Origin of the sequence: Azoarcus sp. KH32C (genome assembly GCF_000349945.1) — a bacterium.
Classification (GTDB): Bacteria; Pseudomonadota; Gammaproteobacteria; order Burkholderiales; family Rhodocyclaceae; genus Aromatoleum.
In genome coordinates this window covers 705,201-721,200 of record NC_020548.1, presented here as the reverse complement: position 1 = coordinate 721,200, position 16,000 = coordinate 705,201, and the positions used below count along the sequence as shown (strand labels likewise).

At 66.2% G+C, this 16,000-nt stretch carries 16 protein-coding genes; 14 read left to right on the top strand and 2 right to left on the bottom strand.

The window, feature by feature from the left end:
- Window positions 1-86: 86 nt before the first annotated feature.
- The 11 genes from AZKH_RS26020 to tmpT all read left to right on the top strand — a co-directional run bounded on the left by AZKH_RS26020 (window position 87) and on the right by tmpT (window position 9,521).
- A complete protein-coding gene (locus AZKH_RS26020; RefSeq protein WP_015452301.1) occupies window positions 87-1,397 on the top strand; it encodes an NAD(P)/FAD-dependent oxidoreductase in 1,311 nt (436 codons plus the stop codon).
- On the top strand, window positions 1,394-2,179 hold the full coding sequence (locus tag AZKH_RS26015) for a DUF1365 domain-containing protein (protein ID WP_015452300.1): 786 nt from the start codon (window positions 1,394-1,396) through the stop codon (window positions 2,177-2,179). Before AZKH_RS26020 ends, AZKH_RS26015 begins: the two co-directional genes overlap by 4 nt.
- Entirely contained in the window at window positions 2,176-3,360 is a 1,185-nt protein-coding gene (locus tag AZKH_RS26010) for a cyclopropane-fatty-acyl-phospholipid synthase family protein (RefSeq protein WP_015452299.1), read from the top strand. The genes AZKH_RS26015 and AZKH_RS26010 overlap by 4 nt, the downstream gene beginning before the upstream one ends.
- Entirely contained in the window at window positions 3,329-3,859 is a 531-nt protein-coding gene (locus AZKH_RS26005; protein WP_015452298.1) for a chalcone isomerase family protein, read from the top strand. Before AZKH_RS26010 ends, AZKH_RS26005 begins: the two co-directional genes overlap by 32 nt.
- Window positions 3,856-5,076 carry an MFS transporter gene (locus AZKH_RS26000; RefSeq protein WP_015452297.1) on the top strand — a complete coding sequence of 407 codons (1,221 nt, stop codon included), beginning with the start codon at window positions 3,856-3,858 and terminating at the stop codon, window positions 5,074-5,076. Before AZKH_RS26005 ends, AZKH_RS26000 begins: the two co-directional genes overlap by 4 nt.
- Window positions 5,073-5,606, top strand: a complete 534-nt coding sequence (locus tag AZKH_RS25995) for a DUF3833 domain-containing protein (RefSeq protein WP_015452296.1) — start codon at window positions 5,073-5,075, stop codon at window positions 5,604-5,606. Before AZKH_RS26000 ends, AZKH_RS25995 begins: the two co-directional genes overlap by 4 nt.
- Window positions 5,603-6,358: an SDR family oxidoreductase gene (locus AZKH_RS25990; protein ID WP_015452295.1), complete on the top strand. Its 756-nt coding sequence runs from the start codon at window positions 5,603-5,605 to the stop codon at window positions 6,356-6,358. Before AZKH_RS25995 ends, AZKH_RS25990 begins: the two co-directional genes overlap by 4 nt.
- Window position 6,359: 1 nt before the next feature.
- Window positions 6,360-6,782: a nuclear transport factor 2 family protein gene (locus AZKH_RS25985; RefSeq protein WP_015452294.1), complete on the top strand. Its 423-nt coding sequence runs from the start codon at window positions 6,360-6,362 to the stop codon at window positions 6,780-6,782.
- A 77-nt stretch (window positions 6,783-6,859) separates the two neighbouring features.
- The gene (locus AZKH_RS25980) at window positions 6,860-8,200 is read left to right on the top strand and encodes a diguanylate cyclase domain-containing protein (protein WP_015452293.1); all 1,341 of its coding nucleotides are present in this window, start codon (window positions 6,860-6,862) and stop codon (window positions 8,198-8,200) included.
- A gap of 109 nt (window positions 8,201-8,309) precedes the next feature.
- On the top strand, window positions 8,310-8,861 hold the full coding sequence (locus AZKH_RS25975; protein WP_015452292.1) for a glycine zipper 2TM domain-containing protein: 552 nt from the start codon (window positions 8,310-8,312) through the stop codon (window positions 8,859-8,861).
- A 21-nt stretch (window positions 8,862-8,882) separates the two neighbouring features.
- Window positions 8,883-9,521, top strand: coding sequence for a thiopurine S-methyltransferase (tmpT, locus tag AZKH_RS25970; protein WP_015452291.1), 639 nt, complete (start codon window positions 8,883-8,885; stop codon window positions 9,519-9,521).
- A gap of 16 nt (window positions 9,522-9,537) precedes the next feature.
- Here tmpT and AZKH_RS25965 read toward each other — a convergent pair whose 3' ends face one another.
- Window positions 9,538-10,932, bottom strand: a complete 1,395-nt coding sequence (locus tag AZKH_RS25965; protein ID WP_015452290.1) for a PLP-dependent aminotransferase family protein — start codon at window positions 10,930-10,932, stop codon at window positions 9,538-9,540.
- The gene (locus tag AZKH_RS25960) at window positions 10,926-12,647 is read right to left on the bottom strand and encodes a zeta toxin family protein (protein WP_172642523.1); all 1,722 of its coding nucleotides are present in this window, start codon (window positions 12,645-12,647) and stop codon (window positions 10,926-10,928) included. Before AZKH_RS25960 ends, AZKH_RS25965 begins: the two co-directional genes overlap by 7 nt.
- 240 nt (window positions 12,648-12,887) lie before the next feature.
- Between AZKH_RS25960 and gabT the strand changes: the two genes are divergently transcribed.
- From gabT to AZKH_RS25940, 3 genes are read left to right on the top strand one after another with little or no spacing between them, the layout of a single operon-like run.
- Complete coding sequence (gene gabT / locus AZKH_RS25950) at window positions 12,888-14,183, top strand: 4-aminobutyrate--2-oxoglutarate transaminase (protein ID WP_015452287.1); 1,296 nt, start codon at window positions 12,888-12,890, stop codon at window positions 14,181-14,183.
- Window positions 14,184-14,193: 10 nt separating this feature from the next.
- Entirely contained in the window at window positions 14,194-14,400 is a 207-nt protein-coding gene (locus AZKH_RS25945; protein WP_015452286.1) for a hypothetical protein, read from the top strand.
- Between the two features lie 9 nt (window positions 14,401-14,409).
- Window positions 14,410-15,840 (top strand): aldehyde dehydrogenase family protein, encoded by a 1,431-nt coding sequence (locus AZKH_RS25940; protein ID WP_015452285.1) that lies wholly within the window; start codon window positions 14,410-14,412, stop codon window positions 15,838-15,840.
- Window positions 15,841-16,000 lie beyond the last annotated feature (160 nt).

The window sequence follows — 16,000 nt, the reverse complement described above, 5'->3', positions numbered from 1 at the left end:
GTTGACAAACCAAATCTACGCCCCTATCTTACGAACGAACATCAAGTTTGTCTAGGACAAATCGTCCGGGTAAGAAAGGAGAACTCATGCCTCGAAGTGAACGCGTCGCCGTCGTGGGCGCAGGCATATCCGGCCTGGCGACCGCGTGGTTGCTCCGTTATCGATATGACGTGACCTTGTTCGAGGCGGGCAGGTATCTCGGCGGGCACACGAACACGGTGGACGTGACGCTGGAAGGGCGGACGCACCCGGTGGACACCGGCTTCCTTGTCTACAACGACCGGACGTATCCGAACCTCGTCGCGCTCTTCACCCTGCTCGGAGTCGATAGCGCCGAGTCCGAGATGTCGTTCTCCGTCAGTCTCGAGGAGCCCGGGCTCGAATGGGCGGGAAGCAGTCTCGCGACCGTCTTCGGCCAAAAGCGCAATCTCTTCCGACGCGGCTTCTGGGCCATGCTCTCGGACATCCTGCGCTTCAACCGGGAAAGCGCGGCGTGGCTGGCGACACATCCCCAAGAGCCACGCAGCTTGCGGGATTTTCTGGAAGAGGGACGGTATTCGCGTTCTTTCTCCGACTGGTACCTGCTCCCGATGGCGGCTGCGATCTGGTCCTGTCCGACCGGGCAGATGCTCGACATGCCGCTCGCCACCTTCGTCCGTTTCTGCCAGAACCACGGCTTGTTGCAGATTTTCGACCGGCCGCGGTGGCGCACCGTGAGGGGAGGCGGGCGCGAATATGTGAACCGGATTGCCGGGCAACTCGACGACGTACGTTTGGCCTGCGCGGTGAATGGGGTGCGGCGGGTGGGCCACCGGCTCATGGTTGCGCACGCGCACGGCAGCGAGCTCTTCGACCACGTCGTCATGGCCTGCCACGGGGATCAGGCGAAGGCGATCCTCGGCGACACGGCGAGCGACGGGCAGCGGCAAGTGCTGGGCGCGATTCGCTACCAGCGCAACCGCGCGCTGCTCCACACCGACCCTGCGCTTCTGCCACGCGATCGCCGCTTGTGGTCGGCTTGGAATTATTTTGCGGGCGCCGGTCGGGCCGACGGCCAGCCGGTGGGCGTGTCCTACCTGATCAACAAGCTTCAGCCCTTGCCCTTCGAGGCGCCCGTCGTCGTCACGCTGAATCCCGTGCGCGAACCCGATCACGGAAAGCTCATCGCAGAGTTCGATTACGCGCACCCCATCTTCGACGGTCCCGCGATCGCCGCGCAGCAGCGGCTCGACGCGGTGCAGGGAGAGGGCAGCATCTGGCTGGCGGGGGCGTGGGGCCGCTACGGCTTTCACGAGGACGGGCTGGTGTCGGCATTGAATGTCGCCAATCGTCTCGGCGTACGGACGCCCTGGCAGGGGACTACCGCCCAACCGCAGCGCGCGGAACTGGTCGCATGAGCGCGCTGGCGAGTTTCCGTCCGCAGCTTTTCTTCGGCCACGTGATGCACCGGCGTCTGCGGCCAAAGGTGAATGACTTTGCCTATCCGGTCTTCTATGTCCAGCTCCCGCTCCGCGATCTGGCCTCGGCCAATTGCGGCGTCTTCTCCGTCGATCGGGCCAACCTGTTGAGTTTCCGCAGCGAGGATCACGGGCCGCGCGACGGTAGTCCGCTATTGCCATGGATTTGCGGGCTGCTGCGCGAGCACGGTCTGCCCGACGACGGGGAGATCGTGTTGCAGACCTTTCCCCGGGTGTTCGGCTACGTCTTCAATCCGGTGAGCTTCTGGTACTGCCACGCCCGCGACGGGCGGCTGGTTGCGATTCTGGTCGAGGTCAACAACACCTTCGGCGGCACCTACGGCTACGTGCTGCATCGTCAGGGCCAGCCTCTCGCGGACGGCGAGGAGTTGCACGCCGAGAAGGTCCTCCACGTGTCGCCCTTCAACGAGGTACGGGGCGGCTATCGCTTCCGCTTCCACCTCGAACGTGCGGTGCAAGTGGCCCGCATCGATTACGACGACGCGGAAGGCGAACTGCTGCGGACCTCGATTTCCGGTTCGCCCCGCCCGTGGTCCCCCGCGTCCCTGCTCTCCGCCCTGCTGCGAATGCCGTTCCTGACCCTGGGCGTGATCGCCCGTATTCACTGGCAGGCCCTCAGGCTTTGGCTCAAGGGCGTGCCATTCCATGGCGCGCACGCGATCGCGCCTGCCGCCGAACCGCTAGGGAAATCGACCAAATGAATACTGCGACGATCCTCTGGGGCACGGCGCCGAGCTCTCGCGACGTTCCCGCCGTCTTCGCCTTGCTCGACCGCATCCGTGGCGGGCGGCTCGATGTGCGCCTGCCCGACGGATCGAGCGCGCTCTTCGGCGAAGGCGAGCACGTCACCGTGCTGCAGATTCACGATGAAGCCCTGTTCGGGCGGGTGCTGGCGCGGGGCGACATCGGCTTCGCGGAGGCCTACCTCGACGGCCTTTGGGATTCGCCCGACCTGACGGCAGTGCTGACCCTGCTTGCCGCGAACCGCGACGCGCTGAAGCGGGCGATCTACGGCTCCTGGCGCCGGCTGCTCGCAGCCCGCATCCGTCATTGGCTCAATCGCAACAGCCGCGCCGGAAGTCGCCGCAACATCATGGCGCACTATGACCTCGGCAACGATTTCTATCGTCTGTGGCTCGACCCGACGATGAGCTATTCGTCCGCCCTGTATGGCAACAAGGACGAGGTTTCGCTCGAAGCCGCGCAGCGCGCGAAGTACGACCGGATCCTGGACCGGGTCGGCGCGGAGTCCGGCGAGCACGTGCTGGAGATCGGCTGCGGCTGGGGAGGCTTCGCCGAACGTGCCCTTGGCCGGGGACTGCGCGTTACTGGCCTGACCTTGTCGCCGGCTCAGCTTGCCTGGGCGCAGCAGCGCGCACCGGCTGCCGAGTTGCGTCTGCAGGATTATCGCGAGCTGCGGGAGCGCTTCGATCATGTCGTGTCGATCGAGATGTTCGAAGCGGTCGGCGAACGCTGGTGGCCGAGCTACTTCCGCACCGTCGCCCGGTCGCTGCGGCCCGATGGAAAGGCGGTGATCCAGAGCATCACGATCCGGGACGACCTCTTCGCCGCTTACCGCAAGGGCACCGACTTCATCCAGCAGTATGTCTTCCCCGGCGGCATGCTTCCGTCGCGCAGTGCCTTCCGCCGCGCTGCGGCGAGGGCGGGGCTCGTGGTGCGCGACGAGCACAGCTTCGGCCTCGACTATGCGCGCACGCTTGCCGAATGGCGCCACGCTTTCGAAGCGTCCTGGCCGGACATCCGGCAACTCGGCTTCGACGAGGATTTCCGCCGCTTGTGGCGCCTGTATCTCAGTTATTGCGAGGCCGGCTTCCGCGCCGGAAGCATCGATGTCGTGCAGTTCGAACTCGCCCACGCATGAGCGACGCCGCCTGCTGCTCGCGCTGCTTGCGATGCCGCTGGCGGCGCTCGCCACCCCGGAGCCGATGGCAGGACTTCGGCGCTGGGGCAGCGGGGAGTTCCGCCGCCTGGGGCTGCTGATCTACGAAGCCACGTTGTGGGCGGGCGACAACCCCCTGCAGCCGCCGCTCGCATTGCGGCTCGACTACCACCGCAGCATTCGCGGAGCCGCGATCGTCGAAGCCAGCGTCAAGGAAATGAGGAAGCTCGGCAGCGACGAGGCCGAGCTCGAGCGCTGGACCGCGCAGATGAAGGCGTTGTTTCCCGATGTCGTCGCCGGCGATTCGATCACGGGCCATTACCGCCCCGACGGCGCGGTCTTCCTGCATAACGGACGAGGCATCGGCGAGATCGCGGATGCCGGCTTTGCCCGGCGCTTCTTCGGCATTTGGCTCGACACCGGCACCAGCGCACCGGAGCTGCGGGCGGCCTTGCTGCGGCGCCCGGGAGACGGCCGATGAGGGGCAACATCCTCGCCTACGGTCTGCTGGGGCTCCCCCTCGCCTTTGCCGCGCTTCCGGTTTATGTGCACGTTCCGCGGGTCTATGCGGCCAGGGCGGGCATGGACCTCGCGCTGCTCGGCCTCATCCTGCTCGGCGCACGGCTTGCCGACGCCGTGCTCGATCCCTGGCTCGGCTGTCTCGCCGATCGCCTGCCGAAGCGCCGAATACTCGTCTTCGCGCTCGTGCCGCTTGCGATCGGTTTCGTCGCTTTGCTCAACCCTGCGGCCTCTCACGCGACCGCGTGGTTGCTCGCGTCGCTGACCCTGACTTACGTCGGCTTCTCGGCGGCGACGGTCGCGTATCAGGCCTGGGGCGCGGACATCGCACCCGATTCGGCCGCGCGTACGCGGCTCACGGCTGCCCGAGAGGGCTTCGGCCTCGGGGGCGTGGTCCTCGCCGCAGCGCTGCCCGCGATGCTCTCCGCCGATCCCGCCGAGGGCGTCGCGCGGCTGGCCTGGGCCTTGCCCCCGCTGCTCCTGGTGTCGGCCGCGGTCACGTTGGGCAGCGTGGGCGACGGGGCGCGGCGGGCCGAGGCGAGGGGCACAGCCGGGCGGGGCCTCTTGCGCGTGATTCGCGATCCGGCCTTCTCGCGTCTGCTGGCGGTCTTTCTTGTCAACGGCGTTGCGGCCGCGGTGCCGGCGACGCTCTTCCTGTTCTTCGTCGCGGACGTCTTGCGCGCCGAGGAGTTCGCGGGGCCGCTGCTGGCGCTGTATTTCATTGCGGGCGCGGTATCCCTGCCCTTGTGGGTGCGACTCGCATCCGCGCATGGCCGGCCGGCCGCCTGGCTCGTCGCGATGGGGCTGGCGGTCCTTGCCTTTGCCGGATGCAGCCTGCTCGGTGCCGGTGACGTCGGCGCCTTTGCCGTCATCTGCGCCGCCTCCGGCCTCGCGCTCGGGGCCGATCTGGCCCTGCCGGCGGCCATCGCCGCCGACCTGGGGGAGCGACAGGGGCAGGCCGGCGCCTTCTTCGGAGTCTGGAACCTCGTCGCGAAGCTCAATCTCGCGCTCGCCGCCGGCCTGGCGCTTCCGCTGCTCGGCGGGCTCGGCTATGCCCCGGGCGGCTCGGCGGGCCTGGCGGCGTTGACCTTCACCTATGCGCTACTGCCGCTCGCGCTCAAGGCCCTGGCGGCAGCGCTGCTGTGGCGCTGGCGCGGCTTTCTGGAGATCCATTCATGAAACTGCTGGCTGCCACACTGCTGCCCTTCTGCCTGACTGCCTGTGTATCGAACGACATCGATCGCTACCGGGCCGAGCAGCCTCAACTCGACCTCAGGACCTACTTCAATGGGACGCTCGACGCGTGGGGGATCTTCCAGGGGCGCTCGCGTGAAGTGACCAAGCGCTTCCATGTCGTCATCGAAGCCCGCTGGGATGGCGACACCGGGGTGCTCGACGAGCAATTCCGCTGGTCGGACGGGAAGACCTCGCGCCGCGTCTGGATCCTGACCCGCCAAGCCGACGGAAGCTTCCGGGGCCGGGCGGACGACGTGATCGGCGAGGCCGTGGGCGAAGTCGCCGGCAACACCTTGCGCTGGCGCTACGTGCTCGCGCTGCCGGTCGACGACAAGGTCTACCACGTCAATTTCGACGACTGGATGTTCCTGCTCGATGACCGGGTGATGCTGAACCGGTCTTACATGTCGAAGTGGGGCTTCCATCTCGGCGAGGTCTCGCTGGCCTTCCGGAAGAGGCTGTCGCAGCCGTGAATCCCGCGATCTCGAACTGGCGCGGCAAGCGCGTGTGGCTCGTCGGGGCATCGACCGGTATCGGCGCGGCGACCGCCCGCGAACTGCATCGGCGGGGCGCCCGTCTTGCGCTTTCCGCGCGAAACGCCGAACGGCTGCGCGGGCTCGGGCTCGCGGACGTGCTCGTCGAACCCTGCGACGCGACCGATCCGGCAAGCCTTGCACATGCGCGCGACGCGATCCTGGCTGCCTTCGGCGGTGTCGATCTGGTCATCTATCTTGCCGGGGACTACGTTCCGATGCGAGTCGAGCACTTCGACCTGCTCACCGCAGAGCGAGTCATCGAGGTCAACTTCAGCGGCGCGCTGCGGTTGACGGCGACCGTGCTGGCCCACCTCCAGACAGGCGGGGGCATCGCCTTCGTGGCCAGCGTCGCCGGCTATCGCGGGCTTCCGAAAGCGCTGTGCTACGGCCCCGGCAAGGCGGCGCTGATCCATTTCGCGGAATGCCTGCATCTCGAACTCGCCCCGAAGGGCGTCGGCGTCTGGCTCGTCAATCCCGGCTTTGTCGCAACCCGCTTGACCGAGAAGAACGACTTCGCGATGCCGGCGCTGCTGACGCCCGAGCAGGCCTCCATCGCCCTGCTCGAAGGTTTCCGCGATGGCTGTTTCGAAATTCATTTCCCGAGGCGCTTCACCCTTCTGATGAAACTGCTCGCGCTGCTGCCGTACCGATGGTACTTCCCGCTCGTCCGGCGCTTCTCCGGAGGCTGAGATGAGCCTCGATGCCCTGGTCCGCTTCTATGAAGAGCTTGCCGTCGAAAGTCTCGCCCGACTGCCCGAGTTCTATGCCGAAGCCGCCTACTTCAAAGATCCGTTCAATGAAGTCGTCGGCACCGCGGCGATCCAGAACATCTTCGCCGACATGTTCCGCCGGGTGGCCCAGCCGCGCTTTGTCGTCACCGATCGGATAGGGGACGGCCATGGCGCGATGCTGGTCTGGGAGTTCCACTTCCGCGCGCGCTTCGGTGTGCGAAACAGGCCGCAACTGATACGCGGGGTTTCCCACCTGAGATTCGACGGCGAGGGCAGGGTGCGCTATCACCGGGACTACTGGGATCCGTCCGAAGAACTCTATATGAAGCTGCCCGGGGTGGGCACCTTGATGCGCGGTCTGAGGAAGCTGCTCAGCGCCTGATTGTGCGGCGGCCAAATGTCACGGAATTCGCATCGCGATTCAATCGCACGGAAACGGAATGGTAGTAATCTTTCCGCATGGACACGGAAACGCGAGACGGCTGCTTGCCGGACTTCCTCGACCTGCTGCTCGATACCGTCATCCTCGTCGACGCCGAGGGCCGTATCGTCTACGCGAACGCCGCGTGCGAGCGCATGTTCGGCTATTCCCCGCAGGAACTGGCGGGCCGCAATCTGTTCGATTTCGTGGCGCCGGAAGATCGCGAGCGAACCTGCGAAGAGGCCCGCTTGGTCATCGCCGGCCATCACCGGATCGGATTCGAGAACCGCTACATCCGCAAGGATGGCCGCCGCGTGCACATCATGTGGTCGGCCCGCTGGTCGGAGAAGGACCAGTTGCGGGTGGGCGTGGCGCGCGACGTCACGGAACTGAGACAGGCGGAAGCCATCCAGCACGCAACCTACGCGATTTCCGAAGCCGCGCACGAGGCGGCGGACCTCGATGTCCTGCTGCGCGAAATCCAACGCATCCTCGCCACGCTGGTGCCGGTGGCGGGTCTTGCCCTGGCGACCTGCGATCGGCGCACGAAGAAGCTTTGCTTCTCGTATCAGATGGACAGTGAGGGGAATTCGCCGGTCTTCGACGTGCCGATCGCTTGTCATTTCTGCGACCAGATCATGTGCGGCGGGGTTTCCGGGGCGACACGCGACGCCGCGCTCGCGGCCCTTGCCGGCACGAAATCCTCCCGTGGCAGTGCGTGCACCCTCGCGCTGCCGCTCGAGGTACAGCAGGAAACGATCGGGGTACTGGTGCTGAAGAGCGAGCCCGGCACCCACTATTCGGAACGGGACAAGGAGCTTCTGCATTTCGTCTCGGAACAGGTCGCCATCGCCATCGACCGCGCGCAGCTCAAAGCCGAACTGCTGCGCGCCGCGCGACACGACGAACTCACCGGGCTGCCGAACCGCCGCCTGTTCCAGGATCGGATCCAATCGGCCCTCGCGCGCTGCATTCGCAACCAGCGGGCGATGGCGGTGCTGTATGTGGATATCGACGACTTCAAGCAGGTCAATGATTCGCTGGGGCACGCGATGGGAGATCTGATGCTGCAGGAGGTCGCACGGCGACTGCAATTCTGCGTGCGTGAGACGGATACCGTCGCCCGGCTCGGCGGCGACGAATTCGTGCTGCTGCTCGAAGACCTGCAAAGCATGTCCGACGCGCAGGCCGTCGCAGACAAGATCCGGGAAGTGATGAGCCCGCCGATGGACATCGGCGGCCGCGTGCTGGGAGTGGCGGCAAGCGTAGGCATGGCGCTTTATCCCGAGCACGGCCTGGAGATTGAACAGCTGCTGAGCCATGCTGACGAGGCGATGTACTCGGACAAGCGCAGCAAGGCTCCGACTACGAATCATTGATTATCTCTTTGTTTCCGTCGTGAAACTGTGCAGTGGCGCGAACGTACAATCGGCGCCCGCAACGCCGTCACGTTGATCGCGTTGAATTACACGGACCGATGAGAAGCCTATGAACAAATCAATGGTAATGGGGATCGGACTGGGAGCCCTGGTTGTGACCGCAGGGGGGGCCGCTGCAACCTATCACCTGGTTGACTCCGGACCGAAATATGCCGAAGTCCTTGCCGTGCAGCCGCTCAAGGAAACGATCACTACCCCGCGCGAAGTCTGCAAGGACGTCGTCGTGAACCATCAAGCCCCGGTCAAGGATGAAAATCAGATTGCAGGAACGGTGATTGGCGCAGTGGCAGGCGGCCTCCTCGGCAGCCGGATCGGAGGCGGCAGCGGCAAGAAGCTCGCTACCGTCGCGGGCGCTGCTGCCGGCGGCTATGCCGGGAAAAAGGTCCAGGAGAACATGCAGGCCAAGGATACCTACAACTCCACGGAAACCCGGTGCACCACCGTGAAGGACAAGAGCGAGAAGGTGGTCGGGTATGAGGTCGAATATCGACTTGGCGAGGAAGTCGGACACGTGCGCATGGACCACGAGCCCGGTGCGCGCATCCCGGTCAAGGACGGCGCGCTGGTCCTGACGGGCGGGACGAGCGCGTCCGGCGGATAATTGTTTACGAGGATACCGAGGATGGATGCAAGCTTTTGGCATGCGAAATGGGAAAAGAACGAGATCGGGTTTCACCAGGATCAAGTCAATCCATTCCTGATCCGGTATTTCGGCGAGCTGTCGTTGTCGCACGGCAGCCGCGTTTTTGTGCCCCTGTGCGGAAAGACGCGGGATATCGCGTGGCTGCTTTCACAGGGCTACCGCGTTGCAGGCGCCGAGCTGAGCAGAGTCGCAATCGAGCAGTTGTTTGCCGAGTTCGGCGTGGAACCGCGTATTTCGGAGGCCGGTAGCTTGACGCATTTCGCGGCGCAGGATATCGACATCCATGTCGGCGATATCTTCGAGTTGGCCGCCAAGGATCTCGGTCAGGTCGACGCCGTCTACGACAGGGCTGCATTGGTGGCCTTGCCGGAAGACATGCGGCGCCGTTACGCCAACCATCTCGCCGAAATCACGAACCGGGCCCCGCAACTGCTGATCACGTATGAGTACGATCAGGCCATGCAGGACGGTCCGCCGTTTTCCGTCAGCGGCGAAGAAGTGCGCCGGCATTACGAAGCCCGTTTCGATGTCGCCCTCGTCGACAGCGCGGACGTTCCGGGTGGGTTGAGGGGAAAGTGCCCGGCGAAGGAACATGCCTGGGTGCTGAAGAAGACCTGATCGGTTTGCCGTCCGGCTAGGCTCCTGCGAGAAACTCGTACAGCCGAGGGTCGTCGCAGAACGCGGCGTTGAAGCGCATCCACGGCTGCGGGCCGGGCTCCTGCGAGAAGAGATGACCCGGTGCGAGCAGGATGCCGTGTTCGGCCGCTGCGGCGCTGAGACGTCCGGCATCGGAATACGCCGGATGGCGGGCCCAGACGAACATGCCGGCGGGCGGATGGAGCAGCACTTCGAGGCCGGCGTCCTCCAGGCGGTGGCAGGTCTGCGCCAGCGCTTCGCCGAGGCGTTGGCGCAGCCCCTTGAGGTGCTTGCGGTAGCGGCCTTCGGTGAGGATTTCCTGCGTCAGGCGTTCGGTAAGTTCGGACGAGGACAGGCCCATGCCCATTTTGATCGCGGTGAGTTCCTCGATCAGCGGCACGTCGCCGACGATGAAGCCGACGCGCAGGCTGGGCGAGATGCTCTTCGAGAAGCTGCCGACGTAGATCACGCGACGCAGCTGGTCGAGGCTCGCGAGGCTGCGCCGCTGCAGGGTGTCGAGCTCGATCGAGACGTCGTCCTCGATGATCGTGAGGTCGTGGCGGTCGGCGAGTTGCAGCACGCGATGCGCGGTCGCGGGCGAGTAGGACGCGCCGGTCGGGTTCTGCAACCGCGGGTTCGTGAAGAAGGTGCGCGGCTTGTGCACGGAGAGCAGGGTTTCGAGCTGGCCGAGGTCCGGGCCTTGCGGTCCCCAGGGCACGCCGACGATCCGCGCACCGCAGGCGGAGAGATGCGAACTCAGCACGCTGTAGCCCGGGTCGTCGACGAGCACGATGTCGCCGGGACGCACCAGGCAGCGGGTGACGAGCGCGAGCGCATGGTTCGCGCCGCCCGTCAGCAACACGGACTCGGGGCCGGCACAGATCTCCTGCTCGCCGAGCCAGTCGCTGATCGTCCAGCGCAGCGCTTCGAGTCCCTTGGGCAGGCCGTAACTCGTGAAATTGCCGTCGGGGCGGTTCGCGAGCTGGCGCAGGTTGCGGCGGATCGCTTCTTCGTCGAGCCAGCTCTCGGGCAGCCAGCCGCAGCCGGCCTTGATACTCGTCGCTTCGCCTTCCCAGATGCGGCGCACGAGCCAGCGGGCATCGAAGTCGATGGTGCGCGCGGTGCTGCCCGGATCGCGGAGATCCTGCCGGTCGCGAATCCCGCTGCGGACGAAGAAGCCGGTGTTCTGGCGCGCGACGAGGACGCCTTCGGCGACGAGCCGGTCGTAGGCTTCGACGACCGTGGAGGGGCTGATGCCGTGCTGGCGGGCGAACTGGCGGATCGAGGGGACTTTCATGCCCTGCGCGAGCTTGCGCTGGGCGACGAGCTGCTTCAGCCCGCTGGTGATCTGGGTGACGAGGGCGACGTCGGACTCGTGGTCGAGGGTCAGCATGGGGCGGTGGTGTCGAGCTTGGGTGCGATCTCGCGGAGGATCGCGGCAAAGTAGGGGTTGATCGTGAGCCGATTCACCACTGCGGCGTCGAGCAGGACCGGCGTCCCGTGGCGGAATTCGAGGTAGGGCGGGCCGTTGCGGCCGTCGCGGAAGGTCACGAGCGGGATGCGGCGCAGGCAGTTGCGCAGGAAGGCAGTGTCGCGCGCGATGTCCACGCGGTAGTCGTCCGGGTATACCTCGGCGCGGCTCCTCGCGTGGATGTTGATGTGCTCGTAGCGCCCGATGTCGACGAGCCGGCTCGCGTCGTAGATCGTCATCTCCCTGCGGTTGCCGAAAGCGATCGGCGTCGGGAAGGTGCCTTTCGGCACGAGGTTGTCGAGGAAGTAGTAGCGGTAGTCGATGGGCTGGTGCGCGAGCCACTTGAAGAGCATGCGCGGCATGCCGCTATAGGCTTCGACGCAGTGCCCGAGGAAGTCTTCCACCGCCTTGTAGCGCCCGCGTTCCAGGGCGCGCTGCCAGCCGCGCTCGACGGTCTCCTCGGGTGGCGTGACGATGAAGTACATGTGGATCGTCGAGACGTAGCGCGTGTAGGTCTCGTGCAGGACGCGGGCTATCTCCTTGCTCGAGAAGCTGTCGAAGCGGAAGCGGTCGACGAGCAGATGCGGAATCGCCTGCGCCTGGCGGGCCTTGTCGCTGATGTAGCGGTCGAGCTTGCCGTCGATGACCATCACTTCGCGGCTCGTCAGGTGGCCGGCGTACTTGCGCGCCGGACCGAGCGACTCGTAGTCGAGCAGCAGCCGACGCCAGACGTCCGGGCTGATCGTCGCGTAGCCGTCGCTTTCGATGCCGCTTTCGCGCATCACGCGCTTGATCATCGGACGGATCGAGCTTTTCCCGGCGGCCGAGGCGCCCTTCAGGCTGATCAGCACGGGCGCCGCGCGGTTGAGTACCCGCGTGTAGCCTTGCTGTGCGATTGCCGCATCGATCATCGGCGCGATCGTGCGGCCGATCAGCTGGCTGCCGTAGGTGTTGCAGACGTGCTGCGTGACGAGTCGCCCGAGCATGTCGAGATTGGCGCCGAGGGTGGTGCGCTTCGTCGCGATCGAGCCGAGCACCCGATAGAGGCTCTTGAACACGGCGCGTTCGAGCGGATCGGTGGCGGCCAGACCGGTCGCCTTGAAGCCCGCGATGACGCGATGCTCGCGCTCCGGGGCGGACTCGTGGCGATCGGGAGGCGGTGGCGGCTTGCGGAACAGCCGGCTCATGAACGAGCGCGGCTCAGCTTGCTCGGTGACGCGGCGGCCCAGTGCGGTGTCGAGAATCGTGCGCACGCGCTCGCCGGCATCGCGCTGCAAGTCGGCGTAGATGCCATTGATCGCGTCCATGTTGGGCGTGATGTGGTCGCCCAGGATCTGGTGCGCGATCGCGCGGAAGTTCTGACCGAAGTTCTCCTCCGACGCGCCTTCCTCGACGGCGATATCGGCTGTGATGCGCACGATCAGCTCATGCAGCGCGAGGCGCTCCGGGCGCAACTCCGCGAGCTCCTCGGGCGGCAGCCCGGTCATCGCGCCGAGTTCGTCGAGAAGCTCGGGTGTCGAAAAGGCGCACTCGGGGCGACAGATCGTTTCCAGGCCCCGGAACTCGCGCGGGATTCGCGTTTCCAGGCCGGGATTCCAGGCGGTGAAGCCGGAGGCGTCGTGGAGCGTTTCGGACATGGTGTCTGGCTCTGCCGTTGGGGGCGCAAGTCTCAGCGGGCACTGCGTCATGGGATCGTACTGGGCATTTTGCGCTGCGTCACGCGATTCTCGAGTCTCGCATCGAAAGCAGCTGTGTTGAAGCTGTATTGGTACGTGTGGCCATACAGGTACGCCGAAATCTGCGGGGTTTGTGTCTGGCTGTACTGGAGCACGCCCCGTACAGTGGCTCCACTCCCGCACACCTGAAGGACCGACGACATGACCCACTCTGCCGAAACGAATGCCTCCCTGATGAACCGCCGCGCCGCCGTCGTGCCGCGCGGCATCGGTAACGCCCACCCGGTGTTCACCGACCACGCCGAGAACGCCGAGCTGTGGGACGTCGAGGGCAAGCGCTACATCGATTTCTGCGCCGGCATCGCGGTCGTCAATACCGGCCACAACCATCCGGAGATCGTGGCCGCAGTCTCGCAACAACTGGCGAAGTTCTCGCACACCTGCTTCCAGGTTGCGGCTTACGAATCCTATGTCGCGCTCGCCGAGCGCCTCGCGCAACTCGCCCCCGGTAGCGCGCCGAAGAAGGCGATGTTCATGACGACCGGTGCCGAGGCGATCGAGAACGCGGTCAAGATCGTCCGCGCCTACACCGGGCGTGCCGGCATCATCGCCTTCAACGGCGCCTTCCACGGCCGCACGATGTTCGCATTGGCGATGACCGGCAAGGTCGTGCCCTACAAGACCGGCTTCGGCCCGTTGCCGGCGGACGTCTACCACGCGCCCTATCCGTCGGCCTACCACGGCGTGAGTGTGGGCGACGCGATCGACGGTATCGAGAAGCTCTTCAAGAACGACGTCGATCCACAGCGCATCGGCGCGATCTTCGTCGAGCCGGTGCAAGGCGAGGGCGGCTACGTGCCGGCCACCGCGGAGTTCTTCCAGCGACTGCGCGCGCTGTGCGACACGCACGGCATCCTGCTCGTCGCGGACGAGATCCAGACCGGCATCGGGCGTACCGGCAAGCTCTTCGCGATGGAGCACTTCGGCGTTGCGCCGGATCTGACGACGCTCGCGAAGGGCCTGGGCGGCGGCATGCCGATCTCGGCGGTCGTCGGCCGCGCGGACGTGATGGACGCGATCCCGCCGGGCGGGCTCGGCAGCACCTACGCCGGCCATCCGCTCGCCTGCGCCTCGGCGCTGGCCGTGCTCGACGTGATCGAGAAGGAAGGGCTGTGCCAGCGCAGCATCGCGATCGGCGAGACGCTGCGGGCGTCCTTCCGCGACATGGCGGGCTCGTTGAAGTGCATCGGGGATGTGCGCGGGCTGGGTGCGATGACGGCGATCGAACTCGTCGATCCCGCGACCGGCGCGCCCGCGGCGGATCTCGCGAACAAGCTGAAGGCGGAAGCTTTCAATCGCGGCCTGATGCTGCTCACCTGCGGCAGCTACGGCAACGTGATCCGCGTGATGGTGCCGCTGACGATTCCCGACAGTGTGCTGCGCGAAGGCGTCGCGATCATCGAAGCGGTGCTGCGCGATCTGATGGGCAAGGGCTGAGGGGGCGAGCATGGACAAGCGAATCAATTCCGTCGGCACGCGTCCTGCCCGCCAAGCTGTCGCGGGACTCGGCGCACTGACCCAGGGTGCCGTGGCGGCGATCGGCGACGTGCCGGTCGGCATCCACGCCCGAGCAATCGTGCCGTCGATCCCCGCTACGACACAGGAAGCCGACGCGCGCGACGGTGGCCTGCTTGTGCAGCGCTGCCGGACCTGAGGACGGATCATGACGCAGCTTTTCATCGCAGGGGCGTGGCGCGACGGCGTGAGCGTGCGCGCCAACATCAATCCGTCGGACACGAGCGACATCGTCGGCCATTACGCGCAAGCCGACCGCAATCTCGCCGAGGAGGCGATCGCCGCCGCACGCGCGGCCTTCCCGGCGTGGTCGCGTTCGACACCACAGGTGCGTGCCGATGCGCTCGACCGCATCGGCAGCGAGATCCTCGCCCGCAAGGACGAGCTGGGCGCGCTGCTGTCGCGCGAAGAGGGCAAGACGCTGCCCGAAGGGATCGGCGAAGCGGCGCGCGCGGGGCAGATCTTCAAGTTCTTCGCCGGCGAGGCGCTGCGCTGCGGCGGCGAGCGGCTGCCGTCCGTGCGACCGGGGCTGGACGTCGAGATCACGCGTGAGGCGCTCGGCGTTGTCGGCATCATCACGCCGTGGAACTTCCCGATCGCGATCCCGGCATGGAAGATCGCGCCGGCGCTCGCTCACGGCAACTGCGTCGTGTTCAAGCCGGCTGACCTGGTGCCCGGCTCGGCCTGGGCGCTCGCCGAGATCATCAGCCGCGCGGGACTCCCTGTCGGTGTGTTCAACCTCGTCACGGGGCCGGGCAGCCAGGTCGGGCAGGCGCTGCTCGACAGCCCGGACGTCGACGGCATCACCTTCACCGGCTCGACCGTGACCGGCCGTCGCGTGATGGAGGCGACCTCGCGGCGCTTCGCGCGGATGCAACTGGAGATGGGCGGCAAGAACCCGCTTGTCGTGCTCGACGATGCCGATCTCGCGCAGGCCGTGTTCTGCGCGATCCAGGGCGGATACGACTCGACGGGTCAGCGCTGCACCGCGAGCAGCCGCTTCATCGTCGAAAAGGGCATCTATCCCGCCTTTGTGAAGGCGGTGAGCGAGGGGCTCGCCGCGCTCAAGGTCGATGACGCGCTGAAGCCGGGTACGGACATCGGGCCGGTCGTCGACGGGTCCCAGCTCGCTCAGGACCTCGACTACATCGGCATTGGCCGCGCCGAGGGGGCGCGTCTCGTCTTCGGCGGCGAGCGCCTGTCGCGCGAGAAGACCGGGCATTACCTGTCGCCCGCCTTCTTCGTCGATACCGATCCCGCGATGCGCATCGCCCGCGAGGAAATTTTCGGGCCGGTCGCCTGCGCCATCCCTGCGGACAACTACGAGCACGCGCTCGCCCTCGCGAACGACACCGAATACGGCCTGTCCGCGGGCATCTGCACGAGCTCGCTGAAGCATGCGTCGCACTTCAAGCGCAATGTCGAGGCCGGCATGGTGATGGTGAATGTGCCGACCGCGGGCGTCGATTATCACGTGCCCTTCGGCGGCCGCAAGGCGTCGAGCTTCGGCCCGCGAGAGCAGGGCCGCTACGCCGAGGACTTCTTCACGATCGTGAAGACGGCCTATACCGGCGCCTGAATCCAGCTCTCCCGCTCCGGCCAACAGTCGTAACCCCCTTCCTCCCAATCGTTGCCGGAGCTTCGCCGGCCCGGGGCCACCAATGGCCTCGGGCGGCTTTTTTTATCCCTTCAAAGCACGTTGCGGGCGCGTAAGGGAATGAAGGTGTCCTATCGACACT